At 64.1% G+C, this 22,429-nt stretch carries 21 protein-coding genes; 14 read left to right on the forward strand and 7 right to left on the reverse strand.

Annotation, left to right across the window (positions count from 1 at the left end; translation table 11 throughout):
• Positions 1-3: 3 nt before the first annotated feature.
• From def (R1T45_RS04505) to def (R1T45_RS04515), 3 genes are read right to left on the reverse strand one after another with little or no spacing between them, the layout of a single operon-like run.
• Positions 4-501 (reverse strand): peptide deformylase, encoded by a 498-nt coding sequence (def, locus tag R1T45_RS04505; protein ID WP_317390231.1) that lies wholly within the window; start codon positions 499-501, stop codon positions 4-6.
• Entirely contained in the window at positions 498-995 is a 498-nt protein-coding gene (def, locus tag R1T45_RS04510; protein ID WP_317390232.1) for a peptide deformylase, read from the reverse strand. Before def (R1T45_RS04510) ends, def (R1T45_RS04505) begins: the two co-directional genes overlap by 4 nt.
• Entirely contained in the window at positions 992-1,510 is a 519-nt protein-coding gene (gene def, locus R1T45_RS04515; protein ID WP_067627668.1) for a peptide deformylase, read from the reverse strand. Before def (R1T45_RS04515) ends, def (R1T45_RS04510) begins: the two co-directional genes overlap by 4 nt.
• Before the next feature lie 96 nt (positions 1,511-1,606).
• Between def (R1T45_RS04515) and R1T45_RS04520 the strand changes: the two genes are divergently transcribed.
• A complete protein-coding gene (locus R1T45_RS04520; RefSeq protein WP_317390233.1) occupies positions 1,607-2,776 on the forward strand; it encodes a MalY/PatB family protein in 1,170 nt (389 codons plus the stop codon).
• A gap of 42 nt (positions 2,777-2,818) precedes the next feature.
• Here R1T45_RS04520 and R1T45_RS04525 read toward each other — a convergent pair whose 3' ends face one another.
• A complete protein-coding gene (locus tag R1T45_RS04525; protein ID WP_120352295.1) occupies positions 2,819-3,175 on the reverse strand; it encodes a hypothetical protein in 357 nt (118 codons plus the stop codon).
• A gap of 173 nt (positions 3,176-3,348) precedes the next feature.
• On the opposite strand from R1T45_RS04525, the gene R1T45_RS04530 reads away from it, so the two are divergent.
• From R1T45_RS04530 to mnmH, 7 genes are all read left to right on the forward strand, one after another.
• Entirely contained in the window at positions 3,349-4,323 is a 975-nt protein-coding gene (locus R1T45_RS04530) for a glutathione S-transferase family protein (protein WP_317390234.1), read from the forward strand.
• A gap of 90 nt (positions 4,324-4,413) precedes the next feature.
• The gene (gene cobD, locus R1T45_RS04535) at positions 4,414-5,361 is read left to right on the forward strand and encodes a threonine-phosphate decarboxylase CobD (RefSeq protein WP_260010572.1); all 948 of its coding nucleotides are present in this window, start codon (positions 4,414-4,416) and stop codon (positions 5,359-5,361) included.
• Positions 5,358-6,266: an adenosylcobinamide-phosphate synthase CbiB gene (gene cbiB / locus R1T45_RS04540; protein WP_260010574.1), complete on the forward strand. Its 909-nt coding sequence runs from the start codon at positions 5,358-5,360 to the stop codon at positions 6,264-6,266. The genes cobD and cbiB overlap by 4 nt, the downstream gene beginning before the upstream one ends.
• 14 nt (positions 6,267-6,280) lie before the next feature.
• Entirely contained in the window at positions 6,281-7,459 is a 1,179-nt protein-coding gene (locus tag R1T45_RS04545; RefSeq protein WP_120351983.1) for a lytic murein transglycosylase, read from the forward strand.
• A 13-nt stretch (positions 7,460-7,472) separates the two neighbouring features.
• A complete protein-coding gene (locus R1T45_RS04550; RefSeq protein ID WP_120351984.1) occupies positions 7,473-7,889 on the forward strand; it encodes a rhodanese-like domain-containing protein in 417 nt (138 codons plus the stop codon).
• 71 nt (positions 7,890-7,960) lie between these two features.
• Entirely contained in the window at positions 7,961-8,311 is a 351-nt protein-coding gene (locus R1T45_RS04555; protein ID WP_067627636.1) for a RidA family protein, read from the forward strand.
• Positions 8,312-8,364: 53 nt separating this feature from the next.
• Entirely contained in the window at positions 8,365-9,420 is a 1,056-nt protein-coding gene (mnmH, locus tag R1T45_RS04560; protein ID WP_317390235.1) for a tRNA 2-selenouridine(34) synthase MnmH, read from the forward strand.
• On the opposite strand, the gene selD is transcribed toward mnmH, so the two are convergent.
• The gene (gene selD / locus R1T45_RS04565; RefSeq protein ID WP_411041355.1) at positions 9,404-11,575 is read right to left on the reverse strand and encodes a selenide, water dikinase SelD; all 2,172 of its coding nucleotides are present in this window, start codon (positions 11,573-11,575) and stop codon (positions 9,404-9,406) included. The genes mnmH and selD overlap by 17 nt on opposite strands.
• 290 nt (positions 11,576-11,865) lie before the next feature.
• Between selD and R1T45_RS04570 the strand changes: the two genes are divergently transcribed.
• The 4 genes from R1T45_RS04570 to R1T45_RS04585 all read left to right on the forward strand — a co-directional run bounded on the left by R1T45_RS04570 (position 11,866) and on the right by R1T45_RS04585 (position 16,960).
• On the forward strand, positions 11,866-13,959 hold the full coding sequence (locus R1T45_RS04570; protein ID WP_132443829.1) for a DEAD/DEAH box helicase: 2,094 nt from the start codon (positions 11,866-11,868) through the stop codon (positions 13,957-13,959).
• 230 nt (positions 13,960-14,189) lie between these two features.
• The gene (locus tag R1T45_RS04575; protein ID WP_132443830.1) at positions 14,190-15,587 is read left to right on the forward strand and encodes an aspartate aminotransferase family protein; all 1,398 of its coding nucleotides are present in this window, start codon (positions 14,190-14,192) and stop codon (positions 15,585-15,587) included.
• Between the two features lie 206 nt (positions 15,588-15,793).
• Positions 15,794-16,057, forward strand: a complete 264-nt coding sequence (locus R1T45_RS04580) for a glycine zipper 2TM domain-containing protein (RefSeq protein WP_067631066.1) — start codon at positions 15,794-15,796, stop codon at positions 16,055-16,057.
• A gap of 141 nt (positions 16,058-16,198) precedes the next feature.
• Complete coding sequence (locus R1T45_RS04585) at positions 16,199-16,960, forward strand: sulfite exporter TauE/SafE family protein (protein WP_317390236.1); 762 nt, start codon at positions 16,199-16,201, stop codon at positions 16,958-16,960.
• Here the strand turns inward: R1T45_RS04585 and nagA are convergent.
• Positions 16,957-18,087, reverse strand: coding sequence for an N-acetylglucosamine-6-phosphate deacetylase (nagA, locus tag R1T45_RS04590; protein ID WP_317390237.1), 1,131 nt, complete (start codon positions 18,085-18,087; stop codon positions 16,957-16,959). The two genes, R1T45_RS04585 and nagA, sit on opposite strands and share 4 nt — an antisense overlap.
• Positions 18,084-18,974 (reverse strand): BadF/BadG/BcrA/BcrD ATPase family protein, encoded by an 891-nt coding sequence (locus R1T45_RS04595; RefSeq protein ID WP_132443833.1) that lies wholly within the window; start codon positions 18,972-18,974, stop codon positions 18,084-18,086. Before R1T45_RS04595 ends, nagA begins: the two co-directional genes overlap by 4 nt.
• Before the next feature lie 117 nt (positions 18,975-19,091).
• Here R1T45_RS04595 and R1T45_RS04600 point away from each other — a divergent pair, with 117 nt between their 5' ends.
• Positions 19,092-20,555 (forward strand): PLP-dependent aminotransferase family protein, encoded by a 1,464-nt coding sequence (locus tag R1T45_RS04600; RefSeq protein WP_132443834.1) that lies wholly within the window; start codon positions 19,092-19,094, stop codon positions 20,553-20,555.
• Positions 20,556-20,651: 96 nt separating this feature from the next.
• A complete protein-coding gene (xsc, locus tag R1T45_RS04605; protein ID WP_132443835.1) occupies positions 20,652-22,427 on the forward strand; it encodes a sulfoacetaldehyde acetyltransferase in 1,776 nt (591 codons plus the stop codon).
• Positions 22,428-22,429 lie beyond the last annotated feature (2 nt).

Here is a 22,429-nt window from a genome sequence, read left to right on the forward strand (position 1 = left end):
CTGTCAGCCGTTCTGTTTACGTGCTTTGCGCAACAGCATGTCGCGCCTGGTTTTGCTGAGGTTGTCGAAATACATTTTGCCCGCCAGATGGTCGATCTGGTGTTGCACGCTGACGGCCTCAAGCCCGACAAAATCACGCTCAACCTCTGCCCCCGTCTCATCAAGGAACCGCACCTTCACGCCGCGGGGGCGGCGGATCACGGCGCTGAAACCGGGCAGGTTCGGGCTGGCTTCCTCATAAGGGTGCAGCACGGCAGAGGCGTCTATAATCACCGGGTTTGCCAGCCGGATGCGCTTGTTGCGTGCCTCGGAGGCATCGACCACCGCGACCTGCAACATCACCCCGATCTGCGGCGCGGCAAGGCCGACGCCCGGCATCGCGTCCATCGTCTCGATCATGTCGTCCCAAAGGGTGCGAATTTCATCCGTCACCGCCTCAATGGGTTCGGCGGGGCTGCGCAGTCGTTTGTCGGGCCATGCAACGTAGCGGCGTAGGGTCATTGGGCGTTGAACTCCGCAATCTTGGCGGCGCGGGTGTCCGCGTCGAGGTGATCGAATGTCACCACACCGTCAAGGTGATCCATCTCATGCTGCGCGATCAGCGCGGCGGCACCCTCAAGGCTTTGCACATAGCGGCCACCGTTCAGCCCGGTCCAAACCATCTGCACCTGCGACGGGCGCGAGATGTCGGTGCTGATGCCCGGAATGCTGAGGCAGCCTTCGGTATTGGTCACACGCTCTTCGCCGATCTCTTGAAACATCGGGTTGATGCAGACAAGCGGGTCGGACTTATCCTCTTTCCAACCTGCATCCATCACGAAGATCCGCAGCATCGCGCCAACCTGCGGCCCGGCAAGGCCCCGCCCCGGCGCGGCATACATCGTCTCCAACATATCGGCGGCCAGCGTTTCGATCTCTGGCGTGATCTCTTCGATCGGCACGCAGGTCTCGGCCAGACGTGGGTCGGGCCAGCGAAGTACCTCCTGCACGCTCATCCGCGTGCCAACTCGCGCTTCAGTTTCACCATCTTGCGGGTGATCATTTGGCGCTTCAGTGGCTTGAGGTAATCGATGAAAAGCTTCCCATCGAGGTGGTCAATCTCATGCTGCACACAGGTTGCCCAGAGGCCGTCAAACGCCTCCTGCTGCTCTTTGCCGTCGCGGTCGAGCCAGCGGACCTCAACCTCAGCCGGGCGGGTCACATCGGCGTATTGCTCAGGAATGCTCAGGCAGCCTTCCTCATAGGTACTGAGGTCATCCGAAGAGGCCACGATCTCAGGGTTGAACATCAACAGAGGGCGCGGCGCTTCGCCCTCTTCCTTGACGCAATCGAGCACGATGACACGGCTCAGCACGCCGATCTGCGGCGCGGCAAGGCCGATGCCCGGCGCGTCATACATGGTGGTCAACATATCATCCCCCAGCACGCGCAACTCGTCGCTGAGATCAGCGACGGGGGCTGCGGCTTTCTTGAGCCGTGGGTCGGGGTGCAAAAGGATCGGGCGTTTCATCCCGCTCATTTAGGCCATGCCCGGGCATCGCGCAACCGGGGGCTTGCAGCGCCTGCGGCAGCCGTTAGCTTGGCCGCAACATCAGGAGAGACCAGCATGAGCTTTGACGACATCATCGACCGGCGCGGCACCCATTGTGCGAAATGGGACAAGATGGAAGCGATCTATGGCGTGCCCGCGGACAGCGGCATCGCCATGTGGGTAGCCGACATGGATTTCCGCCCCCCGCAGGTGGTGCAGGACGCGCTTCAGGCCCAGATCGACCACGGGGTGCACGGGTATTTCGGCGACGACAGCGAATACCTTGCCGCGATCCAATGGTGGATGGAAAACCGTCACGGCTGGAAGGTCGACGCCGATGCGATCTTTACCACCCACGGTCTGGTGAACGGCACCGCGATGTGCGTTGATGCGTTCACGCAGCCCGGCGATGGCGTCGTGCTGTTCACCCCGGTCTATCACGCCTTCGCCCGCGTGATTAACGCCGCCGAGCGGCGCGTGGTGGAATGCCCGCTGACCAATGCCTCGGGCCGCTACGAGATGGATTTCGACGCCTATGACGCCCTGATGACCGGGGATGAGAAAATGGTGATCCTCTGCTCGCCGCATAACCCCGGCGGGCGTGTCTGGAGCCGCGAAGAACTGCAAGGCGTGGCCGATTTCGCCAAGCGGCACGATCTGGTGCTGGTCTCGGATGAAATCCACCACGATCTGGTGATGCCGGGGCACAAGCACATCCCCATGGCGCATATCGGCGGAATCGAAGACCGTCTGGTGATGATGACCGCCACGACCAAGACTTTCAACATCGCCGGCGGCCATACCGGGAACGTCATCATTCACGACCCCAAGCTGCGCCAACGCTTCGCCCAGCGCATGGCGGCTTTGGGCGTCTCGGCGAACTCCTTCGGGCTGATCATGGCAACGGCGGCCTATTCCCCCGAGGGTGCAGCGTGGGTGGATGAACTGACCGCCTATCTGGACGGAAACCGGCAGCTCTTCGATGACGCGGTGAACGCGATTCCGGGGCTAGGTTCGATGCCGCTGGAATCGACCTATCTGGCTTGGGTGGACTTTTCGGGCACCGGGATGGACCCGGCGGAGTTTCAGAAACGTGTCGAGAAAAGCGCCGCCATCGCAGCCAACCACGGCGCCACCTTCGGCACGGGGGGCGAAAGCTTCATGCGTTTCAACCTCGCCACCCCGCGCGCGCGGGTCGAGGAAGCTTGCGACCGGCTCGTAAAAGCTTTCAGCGATCTACAATAATCGGAAAATGGCGCGGCGGGACTGGCCCGCCGTGCCGCCCTTTCAGGCGCGGCCGTCTTCGATCAGCCCCAGTGGCGCATCGGCGGGACGCTCGAAATCAAGCGGCGGACGGTCTGCCACGGCGGTCGCGCGTTTGAACTCATAACGCATTTCGCCCGCTTCTTCCTCGCTCGCCACGATGAGACATTGGAACAGATGCAGGCTGCCATCATAAAGATCGACCAGCCCGCGCAGCTTGGGCGCATCTGCCGCATCGACGGAAAAACCGGTCTTCCACATACGCAGCACCCGGTAGACATCACCGCCCACCTCAAGCCGCAGGCGCGCGCCCTTGCGCAGGCTTGCCATACGCGCGGCATCCAGCCCCGCTTGTATCTCTTTCGACAGAAATTCTTCCATGATCATCCCCCCGCTAATGCCTTCTAAGCTGGGCTAAAACGTAGAAAATTCAAGTTAAGATTTGATGACGTTTGGGCAGTCTGCGCCAGCGCAGGGCGGCTGCGCGCTCATGAAGATGTGCACCCCTCGCCCCCTGCCCTAGATATATCCTCAAACGCGCAAAGGAGAACAAGATGGGCCTATTGGTTGACGGAAAATGGCAAGACAAATGGTATGATACCAAATCCTCAGGCGGCAAGTTTGAGCGCGCCGCAGCGAAGTTTCGCAACTGGGTAACCGCCGATGGCAGCGCCGGCCCCAGCGGCGACGGCGGGTTCAAAGCAGAATCGGGCCGCTATCACCTCTATGTCAGCTATGCCTGCCCTTGGGCACATCGCGCGCTGATCTTCTGCCAATTGAAGGGGCTGGAGAATCACATCGGCGTGTCGGTCGTACACCCCGATATGCTGGGCGAAGGCTGGACCTTTGATGATGACTTCCCCGGCGCCACTGGCGATACCCTCTTTGGCCTGCCCTATGCCCGCGACATCTATACCCGTGCCGATCCCAATTTCACGGGCCGCGTCACCGTGCCGATCCTCTGGGACAAAGAGCGCGAGACCATCGTCAGCAACGAGAGCGCCGAGATCATCCGCATGTTCAACAGCGCCTTTGATGAGCTGACCGGCAACAGCGATGACTACGACCCCGCCCCCCTCCACGACCGCATCGAAGAGGTGAACGCCCGCGTCTATGACACGCTGAACAACGGCGTCTACAAATCCGGTTTCGCCACCACGCAGGTGGCCTATGACGCCGCCGTGCATCCGCTCTTCGATACATTGGATTGGATCGAAGACATCCTGTCGCAAAACCGCTACCTCGCGGGCGACAAGATGACCGAGGCCGACTGGCGGCTCTTCACCACGCTGGTGCGCTTCGACAAGGTCTATCACCTGCACTTCAAGTGTAACCGCAAGCGGATCGTCGATTACCCGAACATCTGGGCCTATACGCGCGAACTCTATCAGGTGCCCGGCGTGGCCGAGACGGTGAACTTCGACCATATCGTGCGGCACTACCACTACAGCCACGACACGATTAACCCGCATCGGATCATCCCGATCAACCCGGTGCTGGATTTCGACGCGCCGCACGGGCGCGGCTGATCCTTCCTCTCCCTCCCTGCCTTGCGGAAGGCGCTTGATCGCGCAGCGCTTTTGCGCTTTCACCGCAGCAAGAACGGCAGGGGGACGAGGATGCAACAGCCAGATCAGCGCGACCACGGCGGCGGTGTCGATGCGGCAGCGGCGCGTTTCGGCGGGCAGCGGGCGGAGTGGATCGACCTATCGACCGGGATCAATCCGCAGCCCTACCCGATCCCCGCCCTGCCTGCTGAGGCGTGGAACGCGCTCCCCGATGCCGCAGCGCAAACCGCGCTTGTGGATGCCGCCCGTGCCTTCTGGCAGGTGCCACCAGATGCTGCGCTGCTGGCCGTGCCGGGCGCATCCTCGGCCATTGCGCGCATCCCGGCGCTGGCACCGAAGGGCCGCGTGCGCATCCCCGGCCCGACCTACAATGAACATGCCGCAAGCTTTGCCGAGAACGGCTGGCAGGTGGTCGAAGAGGGTGACACTCACGCCGCCGTCCATGTGCACCCCAACAACCCCGACGGGCGGCTTTGGGATGCGGCAGAGGTCACCGCCCCCCTCAGCATCATCGACGAGAGCTTTTGCGACATCACCCCTGACGCCACCCTCATGGCGCAGGCCACGACACCCGGCACACTGATCCTCAAAAGCTTTGGCAAGTTCTGGGGGCTGGCCGGGCTGCGGCTGGGCTTTGTCATCGGCGATCCGGCCTTGGTGGCACGGCTTGGCCAGATGCTCGGCCCTTGGCCGGTAAGCGGACCGGCATTGCATATTGGCGCGGCGGCCTTGCGGGATGGCGCTTGGGCCGAGGCCACGCGGGTCCGGCTGGCGACTGACGCCACCCGTCTCGACACATTGATGACCGAAGCGGGGGCGCAAACCGTCGGCGGCACTCCGCTTTTCCGGCTTTATGAGGTCGATGACGCGCAAGCTTGGCAGGAACGCCTCGCCCAGCATCACATCTGGACCCGCGTCTTCCCCTATAACCCACGCTGGCTGCGCCTCGGCCTGCCCCCCGCCGAGGGTTGGTCGCGGTTGGAGCGGGCGCTGGCATGAGCACGGCGGCGGTCCTTGCGCTGGCCATGCTGCTCGACGCGGCCCTTGGAGAACCGGAATGGCTCTGGCGGCGCTTGCCGCATCCGGCGGTGCTGATGGGGCGGCTGATCGGCTCTGGGGATCGTCGGTTGAACCACGGCCATTCGCGGCGTGCCAAGGGCGTGGCGCTGCTGCTGGCGCTGATGATCGGGATGGCGTGCCTTGGCTGGGTGCTGAGCCTTCTTGGCCCACTGGCCGAGATCATCATCGCCGCGATCCTGCTGGCGCAACGCTCCCTCGTTGAGCACCTGCGCGCGGTGGCGGACGGACTGCGCCAATCGCTGCCCACAGGCCGCCGCGCGGTGGCGATGATCGTCAGCCGCGACACTGGCGAGATGCCCCCAGACGCCGTGGCACGCTCGGCCATCGAAAGCGGCGCGGAAAACCTCAGCGATGGCATCATCGCGCCTGCCTTTTGGTTTCTGCTGGGCGGACTGCCGGGGCTGCTGGTCTATAAAATCGTCAACACCGCCGACAGTATGATCGGCTACCGCACCCCGCGCTATGCCGATTTCGGCTGGGCCGCGGCGCGGATGGATGACCTGCTGAACCTCGCCCCCGCACGGCTGACCGCGCTGCTCATCGCGCTCCCCGGCGGGGTTTTGCACCACTGGCGCGACATCCGGGCGGATGCGGCGCTGCACCGCTCGCCCAATGCCGGTTGGCCGGAAGCCGCCATGGCGCGGGCCATAGGTGTGGCCCTCGCCGGTCCGCGCAGCTATGATGGGCAGGTGCAGCAGTTTCCTTGGGTGCACGGCGCGGGGGCGCGCGTCATCGGACCTCAGGAGATCGATGCGGCCATCACCCGCCTCTGGCAGGCATGGTTGGTGATGTGGGCAATCGCCCTAGTTCTGGCCTGTCTGTGACTATGAGGATATCCATGCGCCCCACTTTTCTAGCCGCCACCCTTGCGGCCCTCACCCTTCCCGCCACCGCCTTTGCGCAAACGGCCTGTGGCGGTGATTTCTCCAGCTTCATCGCCGATGCCAAAGCCGAAGCCGTGGCGAATGGCGCCGACCCCGCCACTGCCGATCAGTTTTTTGCAGGTCTGCGCCAAGACCCCGCCGTGCTGCGCGCCGATCAGGCGCAGGGGGTGTTTCAAAAGCCCTTCATCGAATTTTCGCGCCACTTGATCTCGGAAAACCGGATCAACCGGGGCCGCGCCATGGCCGAGAAATACGACGCGGTCTTTGACCGGGTTGAAGCCGAGTATGGCGTCAGCCGTGGCGTGCTGCTGGCCTTCTGGGCGTTTGAGACGGATTACGGCGCGATCCAAGGCGACTTTAACACCGCCAACGCGCTGGCCACGCTAGCCCATGACTGCCGCCGTCCTGAATTGTTCCGCCCACAGCTTTTCGCGGCGTTGGAGCTTTTCGAGCGCGGAGAATTCGACCCTGCCACCACCACCGGCGCATGGGCGGGCGAAATCGGCATGGTACAAATGCTGCCCCGCGACATCATCGAAAACGGTGTGGATGGCGACGGCGACGGCGAAGTCTCGCTGAAAACCTCTGCCCCTGATGCGCTGCTGTCGGGCGCCAAAATGCTACAAAGCCTCGGCTGGCGGGCGGGTGAGCCTTGGCTGGCCGAAGTCACCTTACCGCAAGACTTCGACTGGTCGCAAAGCGGGCTGGAGACCACCAAATCCGTTAGCGAATGGCAAGCGATGGGCGTGTCCCCCCGCAACGGGCCGCTGGCCGAGGGGCTGACCGCCTCGGTCCTGCTGCCACAAGGGCGCGGCGGGCCAGCCTTCATCGCCTACCCGAATTTTAGGGTCTATTTCGAATGGAACCAGAGCTTTACCTACGTCATGACCGCCGCCTATTTTGCCACACGGCTGGAAGGCGCACAGGTTTTCGACGCAGGCAATCCGCAACCGGGGCTTAGCGGCGACGCGATGAAGACACTTCAGCGCAAATTGCAATCCATGGGCTATGACGTGGGCGATGTGGATGGCATCCTCGGCTCTGGCACCCGCGCCGCCGTGCGCGCCGAACAGAAACGACTAGGCATGCCCGTCGATGGCTGGCCCACGCCTGATCTGCTGAACCAACTGTAAGGAGAAGACCCCGATGGCCCTCAAGAAAACCGCCGCCCAAATGGTCTCTGAGGCCCGTGCCCGGATCGAAGAGATCGACAGCATTGAGGCCATCGCCATGCTGGACGACGAAAACGTGCAATTCGTCGACCTGCGCGATCCCCGCGAACGCGAGCGCACCGGGTTCATCCCCGGTGCGTTCCACTGCCCACGCGGCATGTTGGAGTTTTGGGTCGACCCCGACAGCCCCTACTTCAAAGAGGTCTTTGCCCAAGACAAGAAATTCGTCTTTCACTGCGCCTCGGGCTGGCGCTCGGCCATCTCGGTCGCGACACTGCAAGACATGGGCTTTGACGCGGCGCACCTAAAGGACGGTTTTGGCGGTTGGGAAAAAGCAGGCGGCCCAAAAGAGGGCGGCCCAGAAGCAGGCGGAAAGGCTGAGAAGGCCTGACCCGCAGGCTTTGATCTGGCCTCTCTCACGCAAAGCTGCCACAAGTTTTGCAACGTCAAAGGAGAGACAGAATGACCGAGATCAAACGCCATCACACCAACACCCGCATGAGCCAAATTGTCGAGCATGGCGAAGTGATCTACCTTGCCGGTCAGGTCGGCACGGCAGGTGCGGATGTGGCCCAGCAAACCCAAGATTGCCTTGATAAGGTCGACGCCCTGCTGGCCGAGGTCGGCAGCGACAAGACCCGCATCCTGCAATCGACCATCTGGCTGGCCGACATGGCCGATTTCGCGGCGATGAACGCCGTTTGGGATGCTTGGGTGCCCGAAGGCAACGCCCCCGCCCGCGCCTGTGGCGAATCCAAACTCGCCACGCCAGAATATCTGGTCGAAGTGCTGGTGATCGCGGCCAAAGCCTGAGCCATCGCCCCGCGCCCTGCCATAGGGCGTGGGGTCTTTGCCGGACACCTCAGATGACCCCCTGCACCCTCACCGCCCTGTCGGACCTCGCCGCGCTCGACGTTGATACCATCATCGACGTGCGCGCCCCGATGGAGTTTGCCGAGGATCATCTGCCCGGCGCGATCAATCTGCCCGTGCTGTCGGATGCCCAGCGGGCCGAGGTCGGCACCATCTACAAACAAGTCAGCCCTTTTGACGCCCGCAAGATCGGTGGGGCGCTGGTGGCGCAGAACACGGGCCACCATTTGCAAACGGCACTGGCAGACAAAGGCGGCAGTTGGCAGCCGCTGGTCTATTGCTGGCGCGGCGGGCAGCGGTCGGGCGCGTTTTCTACGATCCTTGATCAGGTCGGCTGGCGCGTGCAACTGCTGCGCGGTGGCTATCGCAGCTATCGGCGGTTGGTGGTCGCGGCGCTCTACGACACGCCCATGCCGCACCGGCTGATGTTGATCGAAGGCGGCACCGGCACGGCCAAGACGCGGCTGCTGCACCATCTGGCAAAGGCAGGCGCGCAGGTGCTTGACCTCGAAGGGCTGGCACAACATCGCGGGTCGCTGTTTGGCGCGGTGGACGGCGGCCAACCGCATCAGAAAATGTTTGAATCCCGTCTGGCCCAAGCCCTCACGCCGCTCGACCCGGCGCAGGTAACCTGGGTCGAAGCGGAAAGCAGCAAGATCGGTAACATCACCCTGCCCCCCGCCCTCTGGGCCGCGATGCGCGCAGCTCCGCGGGTTGAGATCGCCGCCCCGCTCGCCGCGCGGGCGGATTTTCTCTGTCGGGCCTATGACGACCTGACGACGGACCCTGCTTTGCTGGATGACCGCATCGACAGGCTGCGCCCCTATCACAGCGCAGAGACCATCGCGGCATGGCAAACCCAAGCCCGCGCGGGCGATTGGGCCATGCTTGCCGAAGGGCTGATCGGCCAACACTACGACCCGCGCTATGCCAAAGCCGCCAGCCGCAATCCCGCGCCGATAGAGCGGCTGACGCTCGACAAACTCGACGATACCTCCTTGGCCGAGACCGCCGCCGCGCTGAAAACCCGGTTTACGTCAGGCGCATAGAGGGGGCACCGGCCTCCAGCCGTCCGATGATATGGCCCGTCAGACCCGCAGCCGCCAACCGCGCCTGCGCCGCTTCCGCCGCTGCCTTTGGCAAGGCTGCCAGCAGCCCCCCGGCAGTCTGGGGGTCGTGGAAAAGCGGGTTCACCGGGCCTGCGGCCTCTATCGGAGCATCGGCCTGATTGACCGACAACAGCGATGATGCCACCCCCTGATCCGACAGCGCCTGCGCGCCGGGATAGAGCGGCACCGCCGCGCCCCAAAGTTCTGCCGCCAGCCCCGAGGCGCGGCAAATCGCCTGCACATGACCCGCCAAGCCAAAGCCGGTCACATCCGTCATCGCATGGGCACCACCCAAAATCGACGCCTCCCGCGCCTGCGGTGTCGCCATGAGCCCGAGCGCTTTGGCCACCACCCGCCCCGGCGCACTGCCTGCCATATGCCCGGCAAGGATCACGCCAGACCCGATGGGCCGGGTCAGCATCAACACATCCCCCGGCTGCGCGCCGCCGACACCGATGGGCATGTCCTCCCGCGTGCCGGTGACCGTAAACCCGATGGTCAGTTCCGCGCCCATGGTCGTGTGGCCGCCGACAATCTGCGCCCCTGCCGCCGCCATTACATCTTGCGCGGCCGCCGCGATCTCTCGCAACGTGCGGGCCTGCAATGCGGGCGACATGCGCGGCATGATGATCGAACTCAGCGCCACCTGCGGCTTGGCCCCCATGGCCCAGACATCGCCCAAGGCGTGGACCGCTGCGATCCGCGTCATCAACGCCGGGTCTTCGATGAAGCCGCGCAGGTGATCCGTGCTCATCACCTGAAAACCACCGCCCGGTTGGCGCAGCACCGCCGCATCATCGCCCGCCCCGGTGACGACATCGCCGGAGATTGGCCCCTGCACCTTTGCCAAAAGATCGCCCAGCATCGCGCCGCCCACCTTTGCGCCGCAACCGCCACAAAGCGGCTTGCCCGCCAGCGCCTCCTCCACGCCCGAGGCCGTCGGAACCGACAGCGCATTGCCCTTCATTTCGGGCAGGTCATCAAGCTGATCCATGAACTTGCGATCAATGCGGTCCTTCCACTGCCAAAGCAGCGCCCCGCCAAGGGCCAGCCCGTTCCGCTCGGCCACGGCGGATTTCCCCCCGAGCGAGACCAGCTTGAGGTAATGTTTCTGCGGCCTGAACACCCGCCGAGCCCCGCCGCCTAGCGCCGCGCGCAGGTTGTCATGCAGCACCGGCGCTGCCCGCACGGCAAAAACCCCGGCCTTTGGGCGCGGCGTGGCCTCCATATGCGCGCAATCGCCCACGGCAAAGAGTGCCGCATCATCCACAACCCCCAGATCCGCGCCGACACGGATAAACCCGGCGTGCAGCGGCAAATCGGTTTGCCCGAGCCATCCATGCGGCACCGCCCCCGCAGCGCCCACACAAAGCGCAGCCGAAATCGGCGGGCCACCCGCCAGGATCACCTGCCGATCGGTGATGCGCGTGACCTTGGCATCAAGCGCAAGGGCCACCCCCAAATTCGCCATCTGCCGCCGCAGCATCGCCGCGGTCCGGGGCGCCATGCCAGAGAGGTCTGGCCCATGTTCCACCACCGTCACGGCAGGCTGCACACCCGCCTGACGCAGAGCAAAGGCCATCGCCATGGCAAGCTCACAGCCCGCCACACCGCCACCGATCACCGCCACTTCGGGCGGTTGTTCTCCTGCCTTGACCGCCGCCAGAAAATCACGCCAGCGCGCGGCATAGACATCAAGCGGCTTGGCCCCGACCGCGTATTGCGCAAACCCCGGCAGGTCCATCTTGGCCGTGATCCCTATGTCGATCGAGGCCACGTCATAGGCCACGGCCCCGTGCCCTTCGACCGTGAACGCGCGGGCCGCGCGGTCAATCCCCGTCGCCGCCCCAAGGATCAGCCGCGCCCCGGCGTGGCGGCACAGGCGCATCAGGTCGATCTCCAATTCATCCCGCCCGTAGTGCCCGGCGATATGACCGGGCAGCATGCCGGTATAGGGCGCGGTGGGGCCGGGGTTGATGACCGTTAGCCGCGCACCGGGCAGCGGGTCCATCCCCCATTTGCGCAGCACCAGCGCATGGGCGTGCCCGCCGCCTACCAGCACCAGATCTCGCGTCAGGGGCAGATCGCTTTGCACCAGATTGCCTCACTCTCTCTTTCAGCTTTGGTTATAGCTAACCGAAGCCGCCCGGCCGCGCCATTGGCCTGACCGAGATGTGAGCGGATCGGACCAGAGCTAAAATGGCACTTCCCCGCCCATTCGGGCCTCCAAACCCGCCAAACAGGTAAAAAGGGTGACAATTCGCCCAAAAACCCCCATGTACATTCCATCCCCGACCCTCTACCGACGGTCGGATTCCTTTGCCGTGGCTGGTAGCACCCCACGTGCCCGCCCCCCGCACAAACGTTCAAGACAGGACAGCCTTCGTGATCCAGACTATTGCCGATGCCCTTGCCCAACAGGGTTATGAAACACTTACCGCCGTACAGGAGGCCGTCACAGACCCCGCGCTGAACGACCAAGACCTTCTGGTTTCCGCCCAAACCGGGTCGGGCAAGACGGTGGGCTTTGGCCTCGCCATCGCGCCGACACTCTTGGGGGACGATACCCATTTCGGCCAAGCAGGCGCACCGCTGGCGCTGATTATCGCGCCCACACGCGAATTGGCGATGCAGGTCAGCCGCGAACTGACGTGGCTTTATGGCAAAGCGGGCGCGGTGGTCACCACCTGTGTCGGCGGCATGGACACCCGGACCGAGCGCCGCGCGCTGGACCGGGGCGCACATATCGTCGTCGCCACGCCGGGCCGTCTGTGTGACCACATCAAGCGCAACAACATCAACCTCGACGCGATCCGCGCCGTGGTGCTCGACGAAGCGGATGAGATGCTCGACCTCGGCTTCCGCGAAGACCTTGAGTTCATCCTCTCCGAATCCCCCGAAGAGCGCCGCACGCTGCTGTTCTCGGCCACCGTGCCTGCGGCGATTGCCAAACTGGCGAAATCCTACCAGCGCGACGCGCAGCGCATCACCACGGTGAGCGAAGCCAAACAGCACAGCGATATCGAATACCGCGCGCTGAATGTGCACCCGCGTGACACTGAAAACGCAATCATCAACGTGCTGCGCTTCTATGAAGCCAAGAACGCCATCGTGTTCTGCAACACCCGCGCCGCCGTGGCGCGCCTGACCACACGGTTCACCAACCGGGGTTTCTCGGTCGTGGCGCTGTCGGGTGAGTTGACGCAGTCTGAGCGGACCAACGCGCTGCAAGCGCTGCGCGACGGGCGGGCCCGCGTTTGTATTGCGACGGACGTGGCCGCACGCGGCATCGACCTGCCAAACCTTGAACTGGTGATCCACGCCGATCTGCCCAGCAACTCCGACACGCTGCTGCACCGCTCGGGCCGTACTGGCCGCGCCGGGCGCAAGGGCGTTTCCGCCCTGATCGTGCCTGCGAAACTGCGCAGCAAAGCAAACCGTCTGATCGGCGGCGCGAAGCTGAAAGTGGAATGGGCGGCACCGCCCTCCGCCACCGAAGTGAATGCCGCAGACGAAGCCCGCCTGCTGGCCGATCCCGCATGGTCCGACCCGATCCCGGAAGATGCCGAAGGGTTTGTCGCCAATCTGGTCGAGCAATTCTCGGCCGAGCAACTGGCCACCGCTTTCGTCAACCTCTACCGCGCGCGCCAATCCGCGCCGGAAGAACTGGCAGAACCCGGTGCGCCCGGCGACGACAAACCGCGCCCGGCCTTTGGCAAATCGGTCTGGTTCTCGATCTCGACCGGCCGCAACGACGGGGCCGAGCCGCGCACGCTGCTGCCGATGCTTTGCCGTCGCGGTGATCTGACCAAAGACGACATCGGCGCGATCCGTGTGCAGGGCAGCCATAGCTTTGTCGAAGTGCTGGAAACCTCGGTTCCCGGTCTGCTGAGCGCACTTGGCGGCGACATGAAGCTGGAAGAAGGCGCGGTGCTGACGCAGCTCGACAAAGCCCCCGATCTGGCCCGTGGTCCGAAACCCGGCGGCAACCGTGGCCCCAAGCCGGGTGGCGGCTACAAGGGTGATCGCGACCGTGGCCCGCGCCCGCCGCGTGATAACTACGATCCCGATGCCGCCCCCGCCCCGCGCAAACCCCGCGCCAAAGCGGCGGATGGCCCCGGTGCGGCGTCTTTCGACAAGCCGAAATACGACAAGGCCAAGTTCGACAAACCGCGCGCGCCCAAGGGCGAACGCCCGCCAAAGTCGCACAAGACCGAGCGCAGTCCGATGAAACCCGGTGCGACGCCCAAGCCTAAGTCTGGCGGCGAAACAACCGGCAAGCCCAAGGCGAAAGCCGTTTGGAAGAAGGAAAAGCCCGCAGGCGATGCACCGCGCAAAGGCAAGGGCAAGCCGACAACCTCGGCCACCACGCCGGGCGGTGAGAAGTCCTACAAACGGGCGTCCGACCCGTCCAAACGCTTCACCCCGCCGAATAAGATCGGCAAGCAGGGCGGCAAGGGCGGCCCGAAATCGAAGTAAACTTGAACGCCGGGGCACCACCCCGGCGTTTTCGTTTAAGGCCCCGGACTTTTTAAAAAAGTCCGCCCCGATTTCTTTAAAAGAAATCTGCGCCGGCGGCTGGCCTTAAGGAACAAACCTAACTGGCACTACTTGTGGCGCAACTTTCGCGGTGATGTGATAGGCACATTCCCCGCCTCTGCGCGGGCTTCATTCGTGGGTTCGCCCACTCGCACAGAAAGGTTTGCCCCATGGACGGCAATTTCAACGAGAACGACATCTCCCGCGTTGTCGAAGCCGACCGCGCGCATATCTGGCATCACCTGAGCCAGCACAAACCCTATGAAACCACCGATCCGCGCATCATTGTCGAAGGCAAGGGCATGCGCGTCTGGGATCAAAAGGGCAAAGAACACCTCGATGCCGTGTCTGGCGGTGTCTGGACGGTCAACGTCGGCTATGGCCGCGAAAGCATCGCCAATGCCGTGCGCGACCAACTGATCAAGCTGAACTATTTCGCCGGTTCCGCCGGCTCGATCCCCGGCTCTCATTTCGCCGAGAAACTGCTGGACAAGATGCCGGGACTAGACCGCGTCTACTATTGCAACTCCGGCTCCGAGGCGAATGAGAAAGCCTTCAAAATGGTGCGCCAGATTGCGCACAAACGCTATGGCGGCAAGAAGCACAAGATCCTCTACCGCGACCGCGATTACCACGGCACCACCATTGGCTGCCTCTCGGCAGGTGGCCAAGACGAGCGCAACGCACAATACGGCCCCTTCGCGCCGGGTTTCGTGCGCGTGCCGCATTGTCTGGAATATCGCAGCTTCGAACAGGACGGTGCGCCGCAGGAAAACTACGGCACCTGGGCGGCGGACCAGATCGAAAAGGTGATCCTCGCCGAAGGCCCCGAAACCGTCGGCGCGCTTTGCCTAGAGCCGGTGACCGCAGGCGGCGGCGTGATCTGCCCGCCCGAGGGCTATTGGGAGCGGGTGCAAGAGATTTGCCGCAAATACGACATCCTGCTGCATATCGATGAGGTCGTCTGCGGCGTGGGCCGCACCGGGACTTGGTTCGGCTATCAGCACTACGGCATCCAGCCAGACATGGTGACCATGGCCAAGGGCGTCGCCTCAGGCTATGCCGCCATCGCCTGTCTGGTCACGACCGATGCCGTGTTTGACATGTTCAAGGACGATGCCAGCGATCCGCTGAACTACTTCCGCGACATCTCGACCTTTGGTGGCTGCACCGCGGGGCCGACCGCGGGCATCGAGAATATGAACATCATCGAACGCGAGAACCTGTTGGAGAATACCACCAACATGGGCCACTACATGCTGGAGCAGCTTCATGCGCTGGCCGACAAACATAAGGTGATCGGCGATGTGCGCGGCAAGGGGCTGTTCTTGGGCGCCGAACTGGTCACTGACCGCGACAGCCGCGACCCCGTCGAGGAAAAGCGTATTCAGGCCGTCGTCGGGGACTGCATGGCCCAAGGGGTGATCATCGGGGCCACCAACCGCTCCCTGCCCGGCAAGAACAACACGCTGTGTTTCTCGCCCGCCCTGATCGCCTCACGCGATGATATTGATGAGATCATCACCGCGGTGGATGGCGCATTGGGCCGAGTTTTCGCTTCGGCGTAAAACCGCGCTTTCAAGCCTGCGACAGGCGGCATCGGTTGACCCGGTGCCGCCTTCGTCTATCTAAACCTCTGTCTTGCCCGAACATGACAACAGATGGAAAATTGCCGCGCACACCCGCGTTGAAAATTTTTCTTAACATCCATCGCTTTCGCGGGAACCTCTTCCAACCCCCCCGCGTTGGCAAATGAGTAACTTGGGAGAAAGACATGAAGAAATTCCTTATCGCCGTTCCGCTGGTCGCCACTCTTGCCGCTTGTAACGGCACCACGCCCAGCCAAGGCGCCCTGACAGGTGCAGCCCTCGGCGCAGCCACAGGTGCTGCTGTTTCAGGCGGTGACGACAAGGTTCAAGGCGCAATCATCGGCGGTCTCGCTGGTGCGGCGGCTGGCAACTACATTGGCCAGACTCAGTCCGGCAAATGTGTGTACCAGAACTCCAACGGCCAGCGCTACGTCGCAGCTTGCCCATAAACGGCTGACATCGCGCGATTTCGCGCTATTGGGGCTTCGACCATCGGTCGGAGCCCTTTTTCGTGCCTGCCCCCCCATCTTGGCATCGCCGTGATTTGATCCTAACAGGGTTCCAAGCGCCGCATGGCGTGGGGAGGGACAATGACCACATTAAGCGATATCGCGATCTTGCTGATCGCGGCCTTTGGCGCGGGCGTGTTGAACACCATCGCCGGGGGCGGCACCTTTCTGACCTTTCCGGCGCTGGTCTTTACCGGGATGCCGCCTGTGGCGGCCAATGCCACCAGTGCCGTGGCGGTGTTTCCCGGCTACCTTGCCGGGGCTTTCGGCTTTCGCGATGAATTGGGCGGTTTTGACCGCAAGCGGTTGCTGCGGCTTAGCCTCATCACGCTGGCGGGCGGTGTGGTTGGCTCGGGCCTGCTGCTGGTCTCGTCCAACGCGGCCTTTTCGGTTGTCGTGCCCTTCTTGCTCCTCGCGGCGACGCTGGCCTTCCTGCTGGGCGACCGCATTCGCGCTTTTGCCGCGTCCCATGCCCGCGCCGTCACACCCGAAGGCGCGCTCGGCCTGTTCGCGGTCAGCGTCTATGGCGGCTATTTCAACGGGGGCTTGGGTATCGTTCTGCTGGCCCTCTTCGCGCTTTGGGGGATGACCGACCTGCACGGGATGAACGGGCTCAAGAACGGGCTGAGCTTCGTGCTCTCATCGATTTCCGTGGCGGTCTTTGCCTTGGCCGGGCTGGTCGCATGGCCGCAGGCGTTGATGATGATGCTGGCCGCCACGGCGGGGGGCTATGCCGGGGCGCCGCTGGCGCGGGCCTTGCCGAAACAGACCGTGCGCGGGCTGATCGCCGCCATCGGTTTTGGGATGAGCGCGGTGTTCTTCTGGCGGCTTGTCGCAGGCTAGGCGAGCAGGTCCACCGCACCGCTTTCGGGGTCGAACAGCAGCAAAGGTTGGCCCGCGCTTTCGATCCGGCCCAGACCCATGTCATCGCGCAACAGTGCCAGCGGCCCCGAAATCGCCCGCGCCAAAGCGGTCTCCAACGGCTCTCCCACCGCATGGATCAGCGTGCGGACCGCGCGGCCCAACGCTAGGTGCGCCCCCGCCAGGGTACCATCCGCCAAGGTCAACCGCCCCTCCGCGCGATAAACCTCGCGCCCGTTGAGCGTGAAGCCCGCGATATCAGAGCCCGCCGTCGCCATGGCATCACTGACGAGGAAAATCCCCTCCCCCTTGGCCGCCAGCGCGTTGCGCATGCTGGCGGGATGCACATGGATGCCATCGGCAATCAGCCCCGCGTGAACCCCATCTCGCGCCAGCGCCGCCCCGACCAATCCCGGCGCGCGGTTGCCCATCTGGCTCATCGCGTTGAATAGATGCGTGACGCAAGTGGCACCCGCATCAAAAGCAGCCATAGAGGTCTCGTAATCCGCGTCGCTATGGCCAAGCGAGACGATGACCCCGGCCTCGGCCATCGCGGCGATCTGCGCGGCGCTGGTGTTTTCCGGCGCGACCGTCACCATAAGGTTCGGCAGCAGCACAGCGGCGCGCAGGATCAGGGCAAGATCCGCCGCCTCCATCGGGCGGATCAACGCCCCGTCATGCGCGCCCTTGCGCGATAGCGCCAGATGCGGGCCTTCCAGATGCAGCCCGATAATGCCCGGCACCCCCTCGGCGATAGCAGCCGCGACAGCCTCAATCGCCGCTTCGGTTTTATCGGGCGTGTCGGTGATCAAGGTGGGCAAAAGCGCCGCGACACCCGTGCTGCGGTGCGCCTTGGCCATGCGCCGCAGGGTGGCCACATCGGGGCTGTCGTTGAACATCACCCCGCCGCCGCCATTGACCTGAAGATCGACGAAACCGGGGCAGAGCACCCCCGCCTGCAGCCGCTCTGTCGGCATGCCCTGCGGCACATCTTCAAAGGCAAGGATGCGGCGGCTGCCGTCTTGCATCTGCGCCAGCACCTTGCCGTGGTGCAGATGCTTTCCATCGTGAATATCCGCCCCGGTGAAAACCCTCGCGATCTCGCTCATGGCAAAACCTCTTCCGCTGCGGCCTTGCAGACCAGATGAAACGCCCCATCAAGCGCCGTGCCGCGCGCCGCGATCAGCCCCGACAGATGGTCTTCTGGCAGGTAACGCGCGTAATGCGGGCCAATCCCGCCCAGCAGGCAGAGCGGGTCGCCGGGCGCGAAATCCAGCGCCTTCAACGCGCGGAGGTAGTAGGCCGCCCCCTCTTGCATCAGTGCCTGCGCGTGGCGGTCCCCAGCCTCGGCAGCCGCGATGACCTTGGGCGCGAATGCCGCATAGTCTCCGGGCTGCGCCGTCAGGCTGAAGGAAACGAGAGCCTCTGGATCATCGCCGAAATCCGCCAACAAAGCGCGGGTCAGGTCGCTGTGCGGCAGCACACGGTCATGGCATTGCAACGCAAAATCCAACGCGCCCCGCCCCAGCCATGCGCCTGATCCTTGGTCGGCCAGATGAAACCCCCAGCTACCGACATAGCGATACGCCGTGCCGTCGGTCGCGGCCACAATCGTACCCGTGCCGATGGCCAGCAGCCAGCCCGCCACGCCTTCGCCAAGCGCGCCGACCACGCAGGCGGGGCGGTCATCGTCGGCGTGGATCCGGGCATAGGGCAGCGCCGCGCGCAGCCGCGCTTCGTCCCGCGCGACGTTCATTCCCGCGAGCCCGATGAACGCCGTGGCGTCCTTAAGTGCCGTGAGGGGCAGCCCCGCCTCGGCCGCTGCCGCTTCCACCGCGCCGCGCAGGTTTGCGAGCGCTCTGTCCGGGTCATTGCCGATATTGGCGCGCCCCCCTGTTGCACGGCCAAGAATGCCATCACGCTGCGTGCCAATGGCGGCGCGGCAACCGGTGCCACCGCCGTCAACGGCGATCAAAAGAGGGGCGGAGATGCTCATGCGACACTTTTAGGCGAGGTGCCGGGTGAACGGAAGTGCGGGCAACGCGCCGAAGTAAATTCGACAGGCGGTAATGCCAGATTGAACTCCCCCTAAGGCCAGCCTAACCTTCGCCCCATGGCCCTGCCCGTCGAAACCTTTTTCCTGCGCCCCGATGCGCAAGGCACCCTGCAACAGCAGATCCAACAGATGATCGCCCAAGGCATCCTCTCGGGTCGGTTCCAGCGGGGTGAGAAGCTGCCCTCCACCCGCAAGCTCGCGGCGCATCTTGGGGTCAGCCGGATCACGGTCACCATCGCCTATACTGAACTTTTGGCGAATGACTACCTCACCTCGCGCGGGCGGTCGGGGTATTTCGTTTCCGACAACGCCCCCGCGCCCCCAGCCTTTGCCCCCAAAGCCGAAGCCGATGACGCCATCGACTGGACCCGCGCCATCGGCCAACGCTTCAGCGCCAATGGGCTGGCCGCCAAACCGCAGGACTGGGCCAGCTACCGCTACCCTTTCATCTACGGCCAAGCCGACCCGACGCTGTTCGACCACGCCAACTGGCGGCTCTGCGCGCTGCAAGCCTTGGGCCAACGCGACTTCACCTCGATGACGACCGATTACTACGACCAAGACGACCCGCAACTGATCGAGTTCATTGCCCGCCATATCCTGCCCCGGCGCGGCGTCTCGGCCCGGCCCGAGCAGATCCTCATCACCCTCGGCGCGCAGAACGCGCTTTGGCTGACAGCGCAGGTGCTGCTGACCCAACGCCGCCGCGCCGTTTTGGAAGACCCGTGCTATCCGGCGCTCAGCGGCATCCTGAGCCAGTCCCGCTGCCACATCACCCCGGTGCGCGTTGATCAAGACGGCCTCCCGCCTGAGGCGATCCCCCCCGATACGGATGTGATTTTCACCACGCCCAGCCACCAATGCCCGACGAATGCGACCATGCCGATGGATCGCCGCCGTGCGCTTTTGGCCCGCGCCCGCGCGCTTGAGGCGCTGATCGTCGAGGATGACTATGAGTTCGAGATGTCCTTTCTCAAACCCGCCTCGCCCGCGCTCAAGTCGCTCGATGATGAGGGGCGGGTGATCTATGTCGGCAGCTTCTCCAAGTCGCTCTTTCCGGGGCTGCGGCTGGGGTATCTGGTGGGGTCTGAGCCGTTCATCCGTGAGGCCCGCGCGCTGCGCGCCTCGGTCCTGCGCCACCCGCCGGGGCATATCCAGCGCACTGCCGCTTATTTCCTGTCTCTGGGCCATTACGACGCCCAGATCCGTCGCATGGGGCTGGCCTTGCATGAGCGTCGCCGCGTCATGGAAGAGGCGCTTGAGACGCACGGCCTGCGCGTCTCCGGCCGGGGTGCCTATGGCGGATCGTCCTTCTGGATGCGCGCGCCCGAAAGCGTCGATACCGCGCAACTGGCCGAAAACCTGCGCGCGCGGGACGTTCTGGTTGAACCCGGCCACGCCTTTTTCGCGGGCGAAGAGAGGGCCACGAATTACTACCGGCTGGCCTATTCCTCCATCCCCGCGGCACGGATCGGCGAAGGGGTTGGCCTGATCGCCGAAGAGATCGACCGCCTGCGCTAATCTGGCCCTAGGGCTAGGCCAATTCTGGCCCTAACCCCGCCCCGCGCCTGCCCGTAATTTGCCCCAAGCTTTGCCCCACGCCCAAAGGATCGCCCCATGAAAATGACCACCGAAGAAGCCTTCGTCAAAACCCTTCAGATGCATGGGATCGACACGGCCTTTGGCATTATCGGCTCGGCCATGATGCCGATCTCCGACCTGTTCCCCGCCGCCGGGATCACCTTTTACGACGGCGCGCATGAGTGTAACTCTGGCATGATGGCCGATGGGTTCACCCGCGCGTCGGGGCGGATGTCGATGATGGTGGCGCAAAACGGGCCGGGGATTACCAACTTCGTGACGCCGGTGAAAACCGCCTATTGGAACCACACGCCGCTGCTGCTGGTGACCCCGCAGGCCGCCAACAAGACCATCGGTCAGGGCGGCTTTCAGGAGGTCGAGCAGATGGCCCTCTTCCGCGACATGGTCGCCTATCAAGAAGAAGTGCGCGACCCGACCCGCATCGCCGAGACACTGAACCGCGTGATCCTGCAAGCCAAACGCCACTCCGCCCCTGCGCAGATCAACATCCCCCGCGATTTCTGGACCCAAGTGATCGACATCGACCTGCCCGCCATCGTCGAGTTCGAGCGCCCCTCCGGCGGAGAGACCGCCATCGCCGAGGCGGCAGAACTGCTTTCAAACGCGAAATTCCCGGTGATCTTGAATGGCGCGGGTGTGGTCATCGGCGGCGCGATCGACGACGCGCGCAAACTGGCCGAACGGCTCGATGCGCCTGTCTGTTGCGGCTACCAGCACAATGACGCCTTCCCCGGCTCGCACCCGCTGTCGGTCGGGCCGCTGGGCTACAACGGCTCGAAAGCGGCGATGGAACTGATCGCCAAGGCCGATGTGGTGCTGGCGCTTGGCACGCGGCTTAACCCCTTTTCAACCCTGCCGGGCTACGGCATCGACTATTGGCCCAAAGACGCCAAAATCATTCAGGTCGATATCAACCCCGACCGCATCGGCCTGACTAAGAAGGTCAGCGTCGGCATCGTCGGCGACGCGGGCAAGGTGGCCCGCACGATCCTTGACGGGCTGAGCGACAGCGCGGGCGACGCGGGCCGCGAGGAACGGCGCAACCTGATCGCCCAGACCAAATCCGCTTGGGCGCAGGAACTGACCTCGATGGATCACGAGGACGACGATCCCGGCACCACATGGAACGAGCGTGCCCGCGACCGCGAACCGGAAAAGATGTCCCCCCGCATGGCATGGCGCGCGATCCAGAAAACCCTGCCGAAAGAGGCGATCATCAGCTCCGACATCGGCAACAACTGCGCCATCGGCAATGCCTATCCGACATTTGAGGCAGGCCGCAAATACCTCGCCCCCGGTCTCTTTGGCCCCTGCGGCTACGGTTTCCCGGCGATCTGCGGGGCCAAGATTGCCTGCCCGGATGTGCCTGTGGTGGGCTTTGCCGGGGATGGCGCTTTTGGCATTTCGATGAACGAGATGGTCAGCGTCAGCCGCGACGACTGGCCTGCCGTGACCATGGTGATCTTTCGCAACTACCAGTGGGGCGCGGAGAAACGGAACACGACGCTGTGGTTCGATGACAACTTCGTCGGCACCGAATTGGCGCAGGACGTGAGCTATGCCGCGGTGGCCAAGGCCTGTGGCGTCGAGGGCGTGCAGGTGTCATCGATGGATGAGCTGACCGACGCGCTGGACCGCGCGGTCAAGGCGCAGATGGACGAGGGCAAGACGACCTTCATCGAGGTGCTGCTGAACCAAGAGCTGGGCGAGCCGTTCCGCCGCGACGCGATGAAGAAACCCGTTTCCGTCGCCGGGATCAGCCGGGATGACATGCGCCCGCAACAGGTCTGAGG

The sequence above is a fragment of the Sulfitobacter sp. LC.270.F.C4 genome (assembly GCF_032922545.1).
Taxonomy (GTDB): domain Bacteria; phylum Pseudomonadota; class Alphaproteobacteria; order Rhodobacterales; family Rhodobacteraceae; genus Sulfitobacter; species Sulfitobacter profundi.

What these genes read in the sequence shown, in the direction of transcription:
- def (WP_317390231.1), bottom strand. Translation starts at nt 501, where the DNA reads ATGACCCTACGCCGCTACGTTGCATGGCCCGACAAACGACTGCGCAGC.
- def (WP_317390232.1), bottom strand. Translation starts at nt 995, where the DNA reads ATGAGCGTGCAGGAGGTACTTCGCTGGCCCGACCCACGTCTGGCCGAG.
- def (WP_067627668.1), bottom strand. Translation starts at nt 1,510, where the DNA reads ATGAAACGCCCGATCCTTTTGCACCCCGACCCACGGCTCAAGAAAGCC.
- R1T45_RS04520 (WP_317390233.1), top strand. Translation starts at nt 1,607, where the DNA reads ATGAGCTTTGACGACATCATCGACCGGCGCGGCACCCATTGTGCGAAA.
- R1T45_RS04525 (WP_120352295.1), bottom strand. Translation starts at nt 3,175, where the DNA reads ATGGAAGAATTTCTGTCGAAAGAGATACAAGCGGGGCTGGATGCCGCG.
- R1T45_RS04530 (WP_317390234.1), top strand. Translation starts at nt 3,349, where the DNA reads ATGGGCCTATTGGTTGACGGAAAATGGCAAGACAAATGGTATGATACC.
- cobD (WP_260010572.1), top strand. Translation starts at nt 4,414, where the DNA reads ATGCAACAGCCAGATCAGCGCGACCACGGCGGCGGTGTCGATGCGGCA.
- cbiB (WP_260010574.1), top strand. Translation starts at nt 5,358, where the DNA reads ATGAGCACGGCGGCGGTCCTTGCGCTGGCCATGCTGCTCGACGCGGCC.
- R1T45_RS04545 (WP_120351983.1), top strand. Translation starts at nt 6,281, where the DNA reads ATGCGCCCCACTTTTCTAGCCGCCACCCTTGCGGCCCTCACCCTTCCC.
- R1T45_RS04550 (WP_120351984.1), top strand. Translation starts at nt 7,473, where the DNA reads ATGGCCCTCAAGAAAACCGCCGCCCAAATGGTCTCTGAGGCCCGTGCC.
- R1T45_RS04555 (WP_067627636.1), top strand. Translation starts at nt 7,961, where the DNA reads ATGACCGAGATCAAACGCCATCACACCAACACCCGCATGAGCCAAATT.
- mnmH (WP_317390235.1), top strand. Translation starts at nt 8,365, where the DNA reads ATGACCCCCTGCACCCTCACCGCCCTGTCGGACCTCGCCGCGCTCGAC.
- R1T45_RS04575 (WP_132443830.1), top strand. Translation starts at nt 14,190, where the DNA reads ATGGACGGCAATTTCAACGAGAACGACATCTCCCGCGTTGTCGAAGCC.
- R1T45_RS04580 (WP_067631066.1), top strand. Translation starts at nt 15,794, where the DNA reads ATGAAGAAATTCCTTATCGCCGTTCCGCTGGTCGCCACTCTTGCCGCT.
- R1T45_RS04585 (WP_317390236.1), top strand. Translation starts at nt 16,199, where the DNA reads ATGACCACATTAAGCGATATCGCGATCTTGCTGATCGCGGCCTTTGGC.
- nagA (WP_317390237.1), bottom strand. Translation starts at nt 18,087, where the DNA reads ATGAGCGAGATCGCGAGGGTTTTCACCGGGGCGGATATTCACGATGGA.
- R1T45_RS04595 (WP_132443833.1), bottom strand. Translation starts at nt 18,974, where the DNA reads ATGAGCATCTCCGCCCCTCTTTTGATCGCCGTTGACGGCGGTGGCACC.
- R1T45_RS04600 (WP_132443834.1), top strand. Translation starts at nt 19,092, where the DNA reads ATGGCCCTGCCCGTCGAAACCTTTTTCCTGCGCCCCGATGCGCAAGGC.
- xsc (WP_132443835.1), top strand. Translation starts at nt 20,652, where the DNA reads ATGAAAATGACCACCGAAGAAGCCTTCGTCAAAACCCTTCAGATGCAT.